The organism is Paracoccus sp. Ld10 (genome assembly GCF_045064235.1).
Taxonomy (GTDB): domain Bacteria; phylum Pseudomonadota; class Alphaproteobacteria; order Rhodobacterales; family Rhodobacteraceae; genus Paracoccus.
Genome location: NZ_JBISHD010000027.1, coordinates 336,839 through 352,216, shown reverse-complemented (window position 1 = coordinate 352,216; position 15,378 = coordinate 336,839). Strand labels below are relative to the sequence as shown.

Sequence of the window (15,378 nt, the reverse complement as noted above, 5' to 3'; positions counted from 1 at the left end):
CAAAGGTGCCCGGGCTGCTGCGGCGGTTGTGGGATGACTACCTGCGTCCGCACCGGGGCAGGATGGGACTGGCGTTCGTCCTGATGACGCTGGAGGGATCGACGCTGGCCCTGATCAGCTGGATGCTGAAGCCGCTGTTCGACCTGGTCTTCATCGGCAAGCAGCCGGGCGCGATCTGGTGGGTGGGGGCGGCGATCTTCGGGATCTTCCTGCTGCGCGCGGTCACGCTGGTGGCCAGCCGGGCGTTGCTGACGACGATCTCGCTGGCGGTGTCGACGACGATGCAGACACAGCTGCTGGCGCATATCCTGACGCTGGACAGCCGCTTTTTCCGCGACAATTCGCCCGGCGCCATGATCGAACGGATCCAGGGCGATACCATGGCCGTCCAGGGGGTCTGGGCGACGCTGATCACCGGGGCCACACGCGACGCAATCAGCCTGGCCATGCTGTTCGGGGTGGCGCTGACCATCGATCCGGTCTGGACTCTGGGGGCGCTGGTGGGGGCGCCGATCCTGATCATGCCCGCGGCGTTGGTGCAGAAATACATCCGCCGCAAGGTGCGCCAGAACCGCGTGAACGCCAGCCTGCGCGCCACCCGGCTGGACGAGGTGCTGCACGGCATCGCCTCGATCCGGCTGAACCGGGCCGAGGCCGACCAGACCGCCCGCTTTGCGGCCATCGTGGCCCGCATCCGGGCGTCGGAAACCAAGGTCGCCGCGACCTCCAGCGTGATCCCGGCGCTGACCGACGTGGTGACGGGCATCGGCTTTGTCGCGGTGCTGGCACTGGGCGGCAATCAGGTGATGGATGGCGACCGCAGCGTGGGCGACTTCATGGCGTTCTTTACCGCGCTGGCGCTGGCGTTTCAGCCGATGCGCCGCCTTGGCGGCATCGCGGGCGTCTGGCAGACCGCCGCCGCCAGCCTGGAACGCATCTATCACGTCTTTGACACGCGCCCGACCGTAGTGTCCGGCCCGCGCACCACGCCGCCCGACACGACCCAGATCGTGCTGGACGACGTGTGGCTCTCCTATGACGGTCAGGTCGTCCTGCACGGGCTGTCCTTCACCGCCGAAGCCGGGCGCACCACCGCGTTGGTCGGCCCGTCGGGGGCGGGGAAATCGACGGTGTTCAACATGCTGACGCGTATGGTCGACCCGGACCGGGGACTGGTCAGTCTGGGCGGTGCGCCGGTCACGGAATACGACCTGGGCGTGCTGCGCGACCAGTATTCGACCGTGGCGCAGGAATCGGCGCTGTTCGACGAAAGCCTGCGCGACAACATCCTGATGGGGCGGCCCGATGCGTCGGACGCCGACATGCAGGCCGCGCTGAAGGCCGCGAATGTCAGCAATTTTCTGGACGATCAGCGCACGCTGGACAGCCGCGTGGGGCCGCGCGGATCGGCCCTGTCGGGCGGCCAGCGCCAGCGTGTGGCGATCGCCCGCGCGCTGTTGCGGGACGCGCCCGTGCTGCTCTTGGACGAGGCGACCAGCGCACTGGACACCGCCAGCGAACGGCTGGTCCAGGATGCGCTGGACCACCTGTCGGCGGGGCGCACCACGTTGGTCATCGCGCACCGCCTGTCGACCATCCGCAATGCCGACAAGATCGTGGTGATGGAATCGGGGCGGGTTGTGGAACAGGGCAGTCATGACCAGTTGATGGCCAAGGGCGGCGCCTATGCCCGCCTTGTCGCGCTGCAATTCGGAGACAATGAATGACCCGCCAGATCATCCGCCTGACCGGCGAGGACCGCGTATCGTTTCTGCAGGGGCTGGTGACCAACGATGTGGCCCGCGCCCCTATCTGGGCCGCGATGCTGACGCCGCAGGGCAAGTATCTGGCCGATTTCCTGATCGTGCCCGATGGCGACGCGCTGTTGATCGATGTGGATGCGCGTCTGTCGGACGACCTGATCCGCCGCCTGTCGATGTACAAGCTGCGCAGCAAGGTCGTGCTGGAACCCGTGGACATGCCCGTGGCGCGCGGCACCGGCCCCGCGCCGGACGGGGCTGTGGCCGACCCGCGTCACACCGCGCTTGGCTGGCGGCACTATGGCGCGGCGGGCGATGACGGCACCGATTGGGACGCTATCCGCGTGGCGCATTGCATCCCCGAAACCCTAGTCGAGCTGATCCCCAACGACACCTATATCCTGGAGGCCGGGTTCGAGCGTCTGCACGGCGTCGATTTCCGCAAGGGGTGCTATGTGGGTCAGGAGGTCACCGCGCGGATGAAGCACAAGACCGAACTGCGCAAGGGTCTGACCACGCTGCGCATCGACGGCGCGGTTTCCCCGGGCACGCCCATCACCGCGGACGGGCGCGAAGTGGGCACCGTCTTTACCCAATCCGGCGGGCAGGCCATCGCCCATGTGCGCCACGACCGGGTCGCCCCCGACATGCAGGCCGGCGAGGCGCGGCTGCAGCCACTGTGACCGATCCGGGCCCGCCCCTGCGCAAGATCATCCATATCGACATGGATGCCTTCTTTGCCTCGGTCGAGCAGCGCGATTTCCCGGAACTGCGTGGCAAGCCGGTCGCGGTGGGCGGGTCGGCCGCGCGCGGCGTCGTGGCCGCCGCCAGCTATGAGGCGCGGGTGTTCGGGGTGCGGTCGGCCATGCCATCGGTCACCGCGGCGCGGCTGTGCCCGGACCTGATCTTTGTGCGGCACCGGTTCGACGTCTACAAACAGGTCAGCCAGCAGATCCGCGACATCTTTCTGGACCATACCCCCCTGGTCGAGCCGCTGTCGCTGGACGAGGCCTATCTGGACGTGACCGAACATCTGAAGGGCCGCACCGCAACCAAGATAGCGGCCCAGATCCGCGCCCGTATTCAGGAAACGACAGGTCTGACCGCCAGCGCCGGCGTCAGCTATAACAAGTTTCTGGCCAAGCTGGCATCCGATCAGAACAAGCCCGACGGTTTGTGCGTCATCACGCCGGACCGGGGGCCGGATTTTGTGCTGTCATTGCCGGTGGGCAAGTTTCACGGCGTGGGCCCCGCCACCGCCGCCAAGATGCAGGCGATGGGCATCGCCACCGGGGCCGACCTGCATGCGCAGGATCTGGATTTCCTGCTGCGCCGGTTCGGCAAGGCCGGGCGGTACTATTGGAACATCGCGCGCGGTATCGACCACCGGCGCGTCAGCCCCGACCGCATCCGCAAGTCGGTCGGCGCCGAGAACACCTACTCCGCCGACATCATGGCGCTGGACCCCGCGCTGGAGGCGCTGGAGCCGCTGGCCGCCAAGGTCTGGGCCGCCGTCGCGCGCCACGACCTGCGCGGGCGGACCGTGACGCTCAAGGTCAAGTTCGCGGATTTCCAACAGATCACGCGGGCGCGCAGTCTGGGGCAGGCGGTTGCGTCACAAAACGAGCTGCTGTGCATCGCCCGCGACCTTGCGGCGGGGGTGCTGCCCGATCCGCGCGGCGCGCGCCTGTTGGGCGTCACGCTGTCAGGGTTCGAGGGCGCGGGTGACGGCCCCGCCCAGCTGTCGCTGTTCGATTAACGCCGGCGCACCCATCGGCCCGGACCTTGCGCCGCCAGGATCAGCAGACCCCCAGCCACGGCCCAGTTCTTGACCACGATGGTGACCTGCCACGGATCGGCGCGCAGCTGCCAGTGAAACCAGCTGGTCCCGATGCAATAGATCGCCAGCAGCAGCGCCCAGGTTCGCACGCGCGGCCCAAGGATCAGGCAGATCCCCGCGACCAGGTTAAAGGCCGCGACCGGCCAGACCAGCACGCCGGGCAAGCCCAGGCCTTCGATCATGCGGGTGACCTGTGTGGGGTCGCCGACCTTCTGGACCGCGCCGCCGATGAACAGCAATGCGATCAGAACGCGACCGGTCAGGTTCAGGGCGTTGTTCACGGCGCGTTCGTCCCCCGGTCCACTTTTCAATTTCGATTGGTTGAATTAATCATGAGGAAATGTAAATTGAAAGTTTATCGATAAATAGTTTCCCAAATGGTCGCATGTCCGCGATCAATCGCTGCCACGTTGCTATTATCGTGCGTCGTGGCCGGTGTATCACGTTACTGTGTACAGCGTATAAAATGCCGGGGGCGTGGCATGTCTGATTTGCCCGAACTGTATGTCATCGGGGGGTCAAACAGTTTGATGCGGGGCGGTTGGGTCCATCACCTTACCAGTATGGTCACGCTAAAATACAAGGTTGTAAACAAGTCAGTCGGTGCTGCAACGTCATTGATGGGTATTTACAGATTGATGACCGAAGACATACCCAGCAATGCTACAATTATATGGGAGTATTCGCTGAACGAGCAGAACCATTTCCGTCATGGGCAATCGGTCAAGAGCCTCATTTATCATTGCGAATGGTTCCTTGAACTTTGCGCGCGGCGGGGTATTCGTGTTCTACCTGTATTGTTCAGGAACCTGTCTGAAATGGCGGTGGGGTCGCCAACGCAATGGCGACACGCGCTGGGTGAAATGCTGACCGAACGTGGACTAACCGCATTTGACCTTGAGACACCTTTGAAGCTTCGCTGCTCGAGAGAGGGCAAGCCCGTCGCGGAGTTTTATGCAGATGAAGCGCATTATCGGCTGGGTACCGGCTTTCCATTCTGGATTGCCTCACGTGTTGTCCAGTTGCTCGAAGGTGCTCGCGTTCCACAACGGTCACTGGCGCTGGCCGGAAGGGACCTGGGTATGGCGAGACCGAATGGAGCCGTGTCCAGAACATACGAGAACAGTGTTGTTCGAACGGAGACCTTCAATCTTGATCAGCCCTTGGTCTGGGAAATATCGGGGCAGCTGCTGGGATGTTTTCTGATGGCTGCTACATCTGGGCGATCTGTGTCGATCATGGTCGACGACGTACAAATTGGCATCTATTCGACGCAATCGCCGGAGGGTGCAAAACAGCCATCGCGTCTGTTGAAGCATTTAGTATTATGGCAGAATCCCAATGACAGACAGGCTGTGGTTGGGTCGGTTCGGATGTGCTTGACTGACCAGCGGGTCAGGCCGATCGTTCAAAATCAGTTCTCATGGCATGCATCTAATACCCTTGGTCCGGTTGAGGCGATCATCGGTTTGCTGATCGAAACCCAGAGTTGAACTCCGCCGCTGTGGCGGCGGAGTGATCGTTTATGCGCGTTCGCTGTATTCGAACATCTCGGTGTTGACGATGATCGCCTCGCCCTCGCCGACGAAGGGCGGGATCATGATGCGCACGCCGTTGTCCAGAATCGCGGGCTTGTAGCTGTTGGCGGCCGTCTGGCCCTTCACGACCGGCTCGGTCTCGGCGACGGTGCAGGTCACCTTTTGCGGGATCGACACCGACAGGGCCTCTTCGCCGTAATATTCGATGGTGGCGGTCATGCCGTCCTGCAGGAACGGGCGACGGTCGCCCAGCAGGTCGGCGTCCAGTTCGGTCTGCTCAAAGGTCTCGCTGTCCATGAAGACCAGCTTGCCGTCGGTTTCGTACAGGAATTGCTGGTCCTTCTGGTCCAGACGGACACGCTCGACCTTGTCCTCCGAGCGGAACCGCTCGTTCAGTTTGCGCCCGTCGCGCAGGTTCTTGAGTTCGACCTGGGCAAAGGCGCCGCCCTTGCCGGGCTTGACGTGGTTCACCTTGACGGCGCCCCACAGGCCCCCGTCATGTTCCAGAATGTTGCCGGGGCGGATTTCATTGCCGTTGATCTTGGGCATGGGATGGGTCTCGTTGCGTTTGCGGAAATTTTGGGCCGTCCTGGCATGGCCAGCCGTTGAACGACAATCTTGGCCCCCTATATCGAGGGCTGCGGTATCAGGCAACCAGATCGCAACTGCGGCGTTGTCAAGGTGCCAACGGGATCAAAGCCACGTCACTGGCGCGCCGGGGGCACAATTTTCCCCGCAATTTGGGCGGCATGCGCTAAGGACATGGCAGGCATGCAAGTGAAGGGATACCGAATCGGCGGGCCGAAGGGCTAAGGCAGCAGGCACCGTCAGAGAAACGGATTCAAGAAACAGGGGAAACGTCAAGTTTTCCCCATAAGGCCCTGACTCCCGATCGGGGCCGCAAGAGAATGGACGAAAACAAGATGCGCGATTTTGTCGACGGCTCGGCCTTCAATTTTGAACAAGGCCAGCGTGCCCGCAAGCTGTTTGCAGCGGTGGTGCTGGCGGCCTTGGATGACGCCATTGCAGACGACAAGAAATATGGCAACGGCCCCGAACAGATTGCCCGGTGGGCACGGTCGCGCGATGGGCGCGAGGTACTGTCCTGTGCCGGGATCGACCCGAACGAACGTGTGGTCAAAGGCCTGATGGAATTCGTGTCCAAAGGTGTGCGCACCTCTGTCGCGCTGTCGCGCGAAGAGAGCGAGCGCCGGATGGCCGCTGAGGCCGAGGAAGCCGAAGCCGCCTGAAGCCTACGCGCATCGACGATCAGGGCCGCCCCTTTTCGGGCGGCCTCTTTTGTTACAGTCGCGTCACCACGCGCTGCGAATAGAAATGGCGCACATCGGCGGCATTGCACAGATCCGTCGCGGGCGTCATGACCGCCGCCGATGCGGCAGCGGCGCCCAGGGCCAGCGCCTCCTGCATGGGCCAGCCGCGCGCGGCGGCCAGAACAAAGCCCGCCACAAAACTGTCGCCCGCGCCCACGGCACTGACCACGCGCACGGGTGCCGCCGCGGCGTGCCAGGCGCCATCGGGTCCGGCAATGACCGACCCGTCCGCGCCCCGCGCCACGATCACCGATTTCGCGGCGCCGTTGCGCACCAGCCCCGCCGCGAAATCCGCGCTGTCGCTGCGCAGGGGCAGGGGGCGGCCCGCCAGTTCTTCGGCCTCGTGGCTGTCCATGCGCAGCACGTCGACCGGAATGGACGACCCCGCCAGCGCCTGCAACGCATCCCCCGACGCGTCGACCAGCAGCCGCGCGCGCCCGTCCTTGAGGCGCACGGTCAGCATCTGTTCGAACCCTGGCGCGATGCCGGGCGGGTTCGACCCTGACATGACCACCCAACCCCCGGCCAATGCCGCCTCGGCGATCGCGGCGATGGTGCCTGCCAACTGGGTCATGTGCCATTCGGGGCCTGGCATCACGAAACGGTATTGCGCGCCCGTCGCGCGGTCTGTCACGGCCAGTGACTGTCGCGTCTCGCCGGGTGCGGTCAGGCGCAGCACCTGGAGCCCCGCCGATTTCAGCAACTCGGCCATGCGTTGTCCGGTCGCGCCGCCCAGGGCCACCATCGCGGTCGACTGGCCGCCGATGATCTTGATCGCCCGGCTGACATTGATGCCGCCGCCGCCAGGATCGGCCACCGGCTTGTCGCAGCGCAGCTTGAGGTCGGGCGCCACACTGTCGGCGGCGGTCGACAGGTCCAGCGCCGGGTTCAGCGTGACGGTCAGGATAGGGGCCTGACCGCTCATCTCATTCCCACCACTGGTCGATGGTGGCGATGTCGTCGTCGGACCAGCCAAAATGATGCGCCATCTCGTGGGTGACGATGTGAACGACCAGATCGCCCAGCGACACGTCGCCCCGTGTGACCCATTCGTCCATGATCGGACGGCGGTACAGCCAGATGATGTCCGGGCCGCCCGGCTGGTCGCTGATCGATTTTTCGGTCACGGGGATACCGTCATAGATGCCGGTCAGGTCGAACGGGTCATCGATCTGCAATTCGTCCAGCACGTCCTCGGGCGCGAATTCGGCGACGCGAATGGCGACCTGGGCCGCAGCTTCGCGGAATTCGGGGGGCAGGGTAGTCATGGCATGCCGGGCCATGGCCTCGATCTCGGCTGTGTCGGGGGCCGTGCGGCCGTTCCAGTCACTCATTCCAGCGCCTCCTGCATGGTCCCCCCGATATGGACAAAAATGCCCGGCTGTGAAAGAGCAACAGCAACAGGAGACGCCCCATGACCATCACCCGTTTCGCACCCTCGCCCACCGGCCACATCCATGTGGGCAACCTGCGCACCGCGCTGTTCAACTATCTGATCGCCCGCAAGGCCGGCGGCACCTTCATCCTGCGTCTGGACGACACCGACCAGGAACGCAGCAAGCAGGAGTATGTCGACGGCATCCAGCGCGATCTGGAATGGCTGGGCCTGCACTGGGACCGGGTGGAGCGTCAGTCGCTGCGCATGGACCGCTATCGTGCCGAGGCCGAGGCGCTGAAGGCGTCGGGCCGTCTGTACGAGGTGTTCGAGACCCCGGTCGAGCTGGACCTGAAGCGCAAGAAGCTGCTGAACATGGGCAAGCCGCCGGTCTATGACCGCACCGGCCTGTCGCTGTCGGATGCCGACCGCGACTGCCTGCGCGCCGAGGGGCGCGAGGGATACTGGCGCTTTCTGCTGGACCAGAACCGGATCGAATGGACCGACGGCATTTTGGGCGACATCTCGATCGACGCGGCATCGGTCAGCGACCCGGTGCTGATCCGCGCCGACGGTCAGGTGCTGTACACCTTTGCCAGCAGCGTGGACGACACCGACATGGGCGTGACCCATATCGTGCGCGGGTCCGACCACGTCACCAACACCGCGACCCAGATCCAGATCATTCAGGCCATCGGCGGCACGTCCCCGGCATTCGCGCATCACAGCCTGCTGACCGGCGCCAAGGGCGAGGAACTGTCCAAGCGCATCGGCGCCCTGTCGCTCAAGGATCTGCGCGAGGCCGGAGTCGCCCCCGAGGCGCTGATCGCGCTGATGGCGCGGTTGGGATCGGGCGTGCCCGTCTCGCTGGCCTCTCTAGACGATCTGGCGCAGGCGTTCGACCTGGGCCAGTTCGGGGCATCGCCCACCAAGTTCGATGCCGAGGACCTGTGGCCGCTGACGCGCGAGCGCAACCAGGCGCTGCCCCTTGCCGCCGTCGCCGACCGCATCGCGGCCCTGGGCGTGCCTGACGATCAGGCCGAACGGTTTTGGCGCGTGGCGTCCCAGAACATCACCCGCCTGGATGATCTGGACGACTGGTGGCGCATCTTCAGCGAAGGCGCCGAGCCGCAGATCGACCCCGAGGACGCCGATTTCATCGCCCAGGCCATGACCCTGCTGCCTGCGGGTCCGTTCACCGACGCGACTTGGGGCGAATGGACCACGGCGGTCAAGAACGCCACGGGCCGCAAGGGCAAAGGTCTGTTCATGCCGCTGCGCAAGGCGGTGACGGGTCAGGCCCACGGTCCCGACATGTCCGACGTGATGCCCCTGTTGCAGGTGGTCAAGGCACGCGCCTGAGGCCAAGCCACACTGGCGGTCGCGCGTGCCGGAATGGCCGCAGCGCGGCCACGCTCTTATGTTAACACGACAGCGGTACCGGGCCGTCTGATCGGGCTGACGCCCAAAAGCTGCCACAGTTGGTGCCACAACATCGCAAAAGGCCGCAACCCCGACAGTGACAATGGTCCTGCCGGGGTTGCGGCGTCTTTGGTTGACGGTGGATGGCCGATAAATACCGCACGTCTCTGGTCTGTGAGGCCAGGCGACACACCGTTCCATGGGCCGCACCGATCATGTCACAACGCGTCTGGTGTGACTGCACTGTCGTCCGGTTTCAACACGTGTCAGCACAGTCCGTGCCGTCAGCCGGGAGGGGTATGACTGCGTCCGGGGACGGCATCGCGATCCGCTTGGTTCACAGGTTGTATGGTGTGAACTTTCTGGTTCGTCTCCGGGTTACACAGAGACAGGGCCCGCCCCGCGCAGTCCGATCTTAAACACAGTCGACACGAAAGAATTCCGTGCTGTTGCGCTTTAACTGCTGCGGCTGTGGCGTATCTCCAATGGGACGGCGAGAAATTCCATGCCGGTAAGGGTGCTGTTTCTACTGCCGACCGCGTCCGATGCCGCTGCGATGGCGGACGGGCACGCAGATACGCATCCGGCGGCGGCGCGTTCGCCAGAAATGCGACGATCACCGCGTCCTCTGCTTTGTTGAGGACGGTAGAGCGCGGCTCCTTCAGTCCATTCTTCAAATCCTCGGCCGTTGGACGCTTGCGCCAATTCGGGACCCTATCGGGCGCGATGCCCGGCCCCGTCCTCAGCTGCCTGAACGGAGCTTGCGATCATTCGGGCAGTTGAGGACGGACGGCTGGCCAAACGTCGTTATCGCTGCCATGGCGGCGTGTGTGGTGGCCGCCCTCCCGTGATGTGATTGGCGCAGAATGCCGTGTTCCGGCCGGCTACGGAATCGCAGTGTCGAACCGTGGGATCGGGCATATCTGACAGGCTGCTGAAAATTGTCCCCTTCGCGATGTCGTCGCTGACCTGCCATGCGGTGACGAAAAGGTGGGGTGGTCCGCCCTGTTGACCGAAAATGGCATGCAGCCTTGGTGGTCATCGTCTTTTCCCAAGGCGAATCCGGCGTTCCGGCACCTTTTTCACGACCATGTCGGCTGCATCTTAATGTGCATTTGCGCGTCTTGGAACATGCCCAGAGAGACAAAAAAAGACAAATTTTTATAATTTATTAACCCTCAAAACATAGGCTCGGGGAACAACGGTCGGATCCGGAGCAGGTTCGGCATGACTCTGACATGACTTAAAACGATCAGAATTCCTTGGGCCAGTTCGTCATACGTACCCAAAGGACACTGGGAAAAATCGGGCGGGAAACTAAACACGTGAGCTTATCGGTTCTTCGCCTAGGTCGGCAGACTTGTGCAAATCCCGCCGCTGCAGAGGCAGCGGAATGGCTGGTGACGAATGGGATCGGCGGCTACGCAGCGGGGACGTTGGCAGGCTTGCCGACGCGCGCCTATCACGGCCTTCTCGTGGCGGCGCTTGACCCTCCGGTCGGCAGGACGCTCATGCTTGTGACCGTGCTGGAAGCCGTGACGGTGAACGGACAAAGCTTCGAGCTTGGTTCGGTTCGCTGGGCGGGCGGAGTCATGGCCCCGCAGGGCGCAAACTATCTTGAAGAGGTCCGCTTCGAAGGAACATTGCCGATCTGGCGATATGTTACCCCGTTGTTCAGCCTCGAAAAACGCGTGATCATGGATCACGGCGCAAATGTCACCCGCCTGCAATACACCCTGCTGCGCGCCGTGGCGCCGGTTACCATGACCCTGCGGCCGGTTGTCGATTGTCGAGATTATCATGGCCGCTCGTCGGCCAGCGACTGGATGCCGACGGTGACAGCGCATGTTGATCGCATTTCCGTCGACTGGGGCAGCGCGGACCACAGGCTGCACATGCAGATGCCGGGGGCAGGCGTCGAGGGTCAGGTGTCATGGTATCGCGGCTTTGACCTGGCACAGGAACGGCTGCGCGGCCTGACGGACCGCGAGGATCACGTTCAGGCCGGCCTGTTCAAGGCAGAGCTGATGCTTGGAGAAACCGTTGAGTTCGCGGCGAGTGTCGGCGCGCTGCCATTGGCACCCGAAACAATGGCCGACAGTCTTGGCGCCGAAACGGCCCGACAGGAAATGTTGCTTGCGGCCTGGCAGGCAGTGCGGCCTGCCGGCCCCTCCACGCCTTGGATCGAGCGTCTGGTTCTGGCCGCCGATCAGTTCATCGTCCGCAGAAAACTGAATGACGGATCAAGCGGACACACGGTCATCGCTGGATACCACTGGTTTGCCGACTGGGGACGCGACACCATGATCTCGCTGCCCGGTCTGGCGATCGAGACCGGGCGTACGGATATCGCCGCGTCGATCCTGCGCGGCTTTGCCGAGACAGTCGATCGCGGAATGATCCCCAACCGCTTTCCCGACGCGGGAACAGCGCCCGAATACAACACAGTCGATGCCACGTTCTGGTTCATTGAGGCTGTCGCTGCGCATCATGATGCGACGGGCGATCTGAGTGTGCTGACCGATCTTTTCGGCGTGCTCGAAGACATCGTGTCCCACATGCAGCATGGCACCCGTTATGGCATTCGCGTCGACCCGGCCGACGGGCTGATCACTGCGGGCGAGCCGGGGGTCCAACTGACGTGGATGGACGCCAAGGTTGGCGACTGGGTGGTGACGCCGCGCATCGGCAAACCGGTCGAGGTGAATGCCCTGTGGGTTTCGGGCCTCCGGTTCATGGTGCGCGCAGCGGGTGTTCTTGGTCGCGATCCTGCGCCCTACAAACTGCTGCTGGCAAAGGCCAGTACAGGGTTCGCGCGGTTCTGGAACCCCGATGTCGGTTATTGTTATGACGTTCTGGACGGGCCGCAGGGCCACGAGGTCGCGCTGCGCCCGAACCAGATCTTTGCCGCACGCGCGGCCACTGGTATCTTTGACGCGGACCGCTGCCGGCAGATCGTGCGACGCTGTGAAGAGGCGCTGCTGACGCCCGTCGGGCTGCGCTCGCTTGCGCAGTCTGACCCCGCTTATCGGCCCCACTATGGTGGAGATCAGGTGTCACGCGATGGCGCTTATCACCAGGGCACGGTCTGGGCATGGCTGATCGGGCCATTCATCGAGGCGCATCTGGACAGCTACAACGACCCGGTGCGCGCCCGTGAAGTCCTTGCACCGATGGCCGATCAGCTGGGCATCGAAGGCATCGGCACGATCAACGAAATCTTCGAGGCCGATGCGCCCCATGCGCCACGCGGTTGCGTCGCACAGGCCTGGAGCGTCGCCGAGTGCATTCGTGCTTGGCACCTGATTGCCCGTGCAAGCGATCGAACATGTGAAATGAACCGGAGCGTTCAATGACTAATCTTGCCGAAGAGACACGCCTGAACGGCCCGGACCGTGCCAGATGGTTGCGCTGGGGTCCGTATCTGAGCGAGCGGCAGTGGGGCACGGTGCGCGAGGATTATTCCGAAGGCGGCACCGCCTGGGATCACCTGCCCCATGACAATGCCCGGAGCCAGGCCTACCGCTGGGGCGAGGACGGGATTGCCGGCCTGTCCGACGACCGGCAGCGTCTTTGCCTGAGTCTTGCCCTGTGGAACGGGAACGACCCGATCCTGAAGGAACGGATGTTCGGGTTGACCAACGACCAGGGCAATCACGGCGAGGACGTCAAGGAGTACTATTTTTACCAAGATAGCACGCCGACCCACAGCTATATGAAAATGCTGTATAAATATCCTCATTGCGCGTTTCCGTACGAAAAGCTGCTTGCGGAAAATGCGCATCGCAAGGCCACGGATGGATCAGCGCTTGAATACGAGCTGCTGGATACCGGCGCATTCGACGAGGACCGGTATTTCGACGTGTCCGTCGAATATGCCAAGCGGACGGTCGATGACACGTTGGTGCGGATCACAGTGATCAACCATGGGCCGGATTCGCATCCCGTCTGGCTTTTGCCAACCTTGCTTTTTCGCAACACATGGAGCTGGCGCGCTGGGTCCGTGCGCCCCGAAATGTCGGCCGAGGACGGCACGATCGAGGCCCGTCACGCCGAGCTTGGCACCGTTCGCCTGGTATGCCCGGACGCCGACCGCCTGCTGTTTGTTGAAAATGAGACCAATAGCAGACGTCTGTACGGCACGGATGGCCAGGCGTTCCCCAAGGACGGGATCAACGATCATCTGTTGCAGGGGGCCGCGACGGTCAACCCGGCCCTGACCGGCACCAAGGCATCGGCCGTTTACCGTCGTGACGTTGCGCCGGGGCAAGCTGTCAGCATCGTGCTGCGCCTGACGGCAGAAGGTGGCGCGACGGACCTTGGCGCGGATGCGGATGCGGTGTTCGACGCGCGCATCGCCGAGGCGGACGCTTTCTACGCGGCCCGGCTGCCAGGCGACCTGACGCCGGACCGTGCAAACATCGCACGACAGGCGCATGCAGGGATGCTGTGGTCCAAACAGTTCTTTCACTTTGTCGTCGCCGACTGGCTTGACGGCGACGATGTTCCGCCCCCTGCCGCGCGTCACGCGGGGCGCAATGCGCAGTGGCGGCACTTCTATTCAGAAGACATCATCTCGATGCCCGACACCTGGGAGTATCCCTGGTTTGCAAGTTGGGACCTGTGTTTCCACACCATCGCGCTTGCCCGCACCGACCTGACCTTCGCCAAGGAACAGATCATGCTGTTATGCCGCGAATGGTTCATGAAACCAGACGGCCAGGTGCCTGCGTATGAATGGGCCTTTGACGACGTGAACCCGCCGTTGCAGGTCTGGGCCGCGCTGAAGATTGCGGAATACGAGCTGCAGACGCGGGGTACCACGGACAGTGCGTTCTTGCGGCGGATGTTCGAGCATGGGCTGCTGTATTTCACGTGGTGGGTGAACCGGAAGGATGCCGAAAGCAACAACCTGTTTCAGGGCGGCTTTCTCGGGCTCGACAACATCTCGGTTTTTGATCGGTCATCGGGCAATCTTCCGGGCGGCGGTCGGCTGTATCAGTCAGATGGCACTACCTGGGTCGGGTTTTTTGCCCTGCAGATGATGCAGATGGCGCAAAAGCTGCAGAAAACGGACCCGAGCTATGCCGAAATGGCGTCGAAGTACTTTCAGCACTTTGTCTTCATCGCTGACAGCCTTGATCATCTTGGGCGCGAATCCGAGGGCCGCGCGGCATTGTGGAGCGAGGAGGACGGCCTGTACTTCGACGTGCTGCGCGTCGGTGACAGCTTCATTCCGCTCAAGGCGCGGTCGTTGGTCAGTCTGATTCCGATCATTGCCGTTGCCGCTCTCGACCCCGCGTCGGTGAACGAGGACGATGACCCGATTTTCACAAAGCGGCTAGACTGGTTTCGCCGTCAGCAACCGGAACTGCTGGGCAAGGCCACGCAAGCGGACAAGGATAGTCTGCTGTTGTCCTTCGTGAACGAAGAGCGGTTGAAGCGCATGCTTGGCCCGATGCTCGACGAGGCCGAGTTTCTGTCGCCGTACGGCGTCAGATCCCTGTCCCGGCGGCATCTGCAAGACCCTTTCCATGTCACAATCGACGGTGCGGTCTTTGGCGCGGGGTATGAGCCTGCCGAGTCACATTCCGGCATGTTCGGCGGCAATTCGAACTGGCGTGGGCCGGTCTGGATGCCGATGAATTTCATTCTGATCGACGCCTTGCGCAAGCACCACGCGCACTATGGCGACAGGTTCAAAGTAGAATGCCCAACCGGATCCGACGTCATGATGACGCTGGACCAGGTAGCCGACGAAATTGCGCGCCGCCTGACCGCGATATTCGAGCGGGACGCCAAAGGGCAAAGGCCAGTCTACGGTGGCACGACTGTCATGCAGGATGACCCGCAGTGGCGTGATAATATCTTGTTCTACGAGTATTTTCACGGTGACGTCGGGGCGGGCATAGGGGCATCGCATCAGACCGGCTGGACCGGCCTAGTCGCCGTCCTGATCGAGATGCTGGCTTCGGCTCCGCCTGCCCTACAAATCGCCCCAGCCAAGTTGAAATCCCGAAAGAGAGCCACGGCGGCTGCCACGGATCCGTGCTGAGTCAGCCTCGGCGCGCACCGGAGGTGGGAAACGTGAGATCACCAAAATTGTGCTGGA

The 15,378-nt window shown here is 63.2% G+C and carries 12 protein-coding genes; 8 read left to right on the top strand and 4 right to left on the bottom strand.

Features of this window, described 5'->3' with window-relative positions:
- The first annotated feature begins 62 nt into the window (after positions 1-62).
- From ACJJVR_RS10040 to dinB, 3 genes are read left to right on the top strand one after another with little or no spacing between them, the layout of a single operon-like run.
- The gene (locus tag ACJJVR_RS10040) at positions 63-1,727 is read left to right on the top strand and encodes an ABC transporter ATP-binding protein (protein WP_405404450.1); all 1,665 of its coding nucleotides are present in this window, start codon (positions 63-65) and stop codon (positions 1,725-1,727) included.
- The gene (locus ACJJVR_RS10035) at positions 1,724-2,443 is read left to right on the top strand and encodes a YgfZ/GcvT domain-containing protein (RefSeq protein ID WP_405404207.1); all 720 of its coding nucleotides are present in this window, start codon (positions 1,724-1,726) and stop codon (positions 2,441-2,443) included. Before ACJJVR_RS10040 ends, ACJJVR_RS10035 begins: the two co-directional genes overlap by 4 nt.
- A complete protein-coding gene (gene dinB, locus ACJJVR_RS10030; protein ID WP_405404205.1) occupies positions 2,440-3,519 on the top strand; it encodes a DNA polymerase IV in 1,080 nt (359 codons plus the stop codon). Before ACJJVR_RS10035 ends, dinB begins: the two co-directional genes overlap by 4 nt.
- Here dinB and ACJJVR_RS10025 read toward each other — a convergent pair.
- Positions 3,516-3,881, bottom strand: coding sequence for a DoxX family protein (locus ACJJVR_RS10025; protein WP_405404203.1), 366 nt, complete (start codon positions 3,879-3,881; stop codon positions 3,516-3,518). The genes dinB and ACJJVR_RS10025 overlap by 4 nt on opposite strands.
- A 201-nt stretch (positions 3,882-4,082) precedes the next feature.
- Here ACJJVR_RS10025 and ACJJVR_RS10020 point away from each other — a divergent pair, with 201 nt between their 5' ends.
- Positions 4,083-5,093, top strand: coding sequence for a hypothetical protein (locus ACJJVR_RS10020; RefSeq protein ID WP_405404201.1), 1,011 nt, complete (start codon positions 4,083-4,085; stop codon positions 5,091-5,093).
- Between the two features lie 30 nt (positions 5,094-5,123).
- Here ACJJVR_RS10020 and efp read toward each other — a convergent pair whose 3' ends face one another.
- A complete protein-coding gene (gene efp / locus ACJJVR_RS10015; protein WP_405404200.1) occupies positions 5,124-5,687 on the bottom strand; it encodes an elongation factor P in 564 nt (187 codons plus the stop codon).
- A 374-nt stretch (positions 5,688-6,061) separates the two neighbouring features.
- On the opposite strand from efp, the gene ACJJVR_RS10010 reads away from it, so the two are divergent.
- A complete protein-coding gene (locus tag ACJJVR_RS10010; protein ID WP_042251710.1) occupies positions 6,062-6,388 on the top strand; it encodes a DUF6280 family protein in 327 nt (108 codons plus the stop codon).
- A 52-nt stretch (positions 6,389-6,440) separates the two neighbouring features.
- On the opposite strand, the gene ACJJVR_RS10005 is transcribed toward ACJJVR_RS10010, so the two are convergent.
- Together ACJJVR_RS10005 and ACJJVR_RS10000 are read right to left on the bottom strand one after the other, a co-directional pair.
- Positions 6,441-7,394, bottom strand: a complete 954-nt coding sequence (locus ACJJVR_RS10005) for a 1-phosphofructokinase family hexose kinase (protein WP_405404197.1) — start codon at positions 7,392-7,394, stop codon at positions 6,441-6,443.
- Between the two features lies 1 nt (position 7,395).
- Positions 7,396-7,803: a metallopeptidase family protein gene (locus ACJJVR_RS10000; RefSeq protein ID WP_405404196.1), complete on the bottom strand. Its 408-nt coding sequence runs from the start codon at positions 7,801-7,803 to the stop codon at positions 7,396-7,398.
- Between the two features lie 80 nt (positions 7,804-7,883).
- Here ACJJVR_RS10000 and gltX point away from each other — a divergent pair, with 80 nt between their 5' ends.
- From gltX to ACJJVR_RS09985, 3 genes are all read left to right on the top strand, one after another.
- Positions 7,884-9,206: a glutamate--tRNA ligase gene (gltX, locus tag ACJJVR_RS09995; RefSeq protein ID WP_405404194.1), complete on the top strand. Its 1,323-nt coding sequence runs from the start codon at positions 7,884-7,886 to the stop codon at positions 9,204-9,206.
- Between the two features lie 1,385 nt (positions 9,207-10,591).
- Positions 10,592-12,622 (top strand): amylo-alpha-1,6-glucosidase, encoded by a 2,031-nt coding sequence (locus ACJJVR_RS09990; protein ID WP_405404193.1) that lies wholly within the window; start codon positions 10,592-10,594, stop codon positions 12,620-12,622.
- A complete protein-coding gene (locus ACJJVR_RS09985; protein ID WP_405404191.1) occupies positions 12,619-15,321 on the top strand; it encodes an MGH1-like glycoside hydrolase domain-containing protein in 2,703 nt (900 codons plus the stop codon). The genes ACJJVR_RS09990 and ACJJVR_RS09985 overlap by 4 nt, the downstream gene beginning before the upstream one ends.
- Positions 15,322-15,378: the final 57 nt, after the last annotated feature.

Bases quoted from the DNA above. Each gene is read 5' to 3' on its own strand.
- ACJJVR_RS10040 (WP_405404450.1), top strand. From the start codon at position 63: ATGGGACTGGCGTTCGTCCTGATGACGCTGGAGGGATCGACGCTGGCC.
- ACJJVR_RS10035 (WP_405404207.1), top strand. From the start codon at position 1,724: ATGACCCGCCAGATCATCCGCCTGACCGGCGAGGACCGCGTATCGTTT.
- ACJJVR_RS10020 (WP_405404201.1), top strand. From the start codon at position 4,083: ATGTCTGATTTGCCCGAACTGTATGTCATCGGGGGGTCAAACAGTTTG.
- efp (WP_405404200.1), bottom strand. From the start codon at position 5,687: ATGCCCAAGATCAACGGCAATGAAATCCGCCCCGGCAACATTCTGGAA.
- ACJJVR_RS10010 (WP_042251710.1), top strand. From the start codon at position 6,062: ATGCGCGATTTTGTCGACGGCTCGGCCTTCAATTTTGAACAAGGCCAG.
- ACJJVR_RS10005 (WP_405404197.1), bottom strand. From the start codon at position 7,394: ATGAGCGGTCAGGCCCCTATCCTGACCGTCACGCTGAACCCGGCGCTG.
- ACJJVR_RS10000 (WP_405404196.1), bottom strand. From the start codon at position 7,803: ATGAGTGACTGGAACGGCCGCACGGCCCCCGACACAGCCGAGATCGAG.
- gltX (WP_405404194.1), top strand. From the start codon at position 7,884: ATGACCATCACCCGTTTCGCACCCTCGCCCACCGGCCACATCCATGTG.
- ACJJVR_RS09985 (WP_405404191.1), top strand. From the start codon at position 12,619: ATGACTAATCTTGCCGAAGAGACACGCCTGAACGGCCCGGACCGTGCC.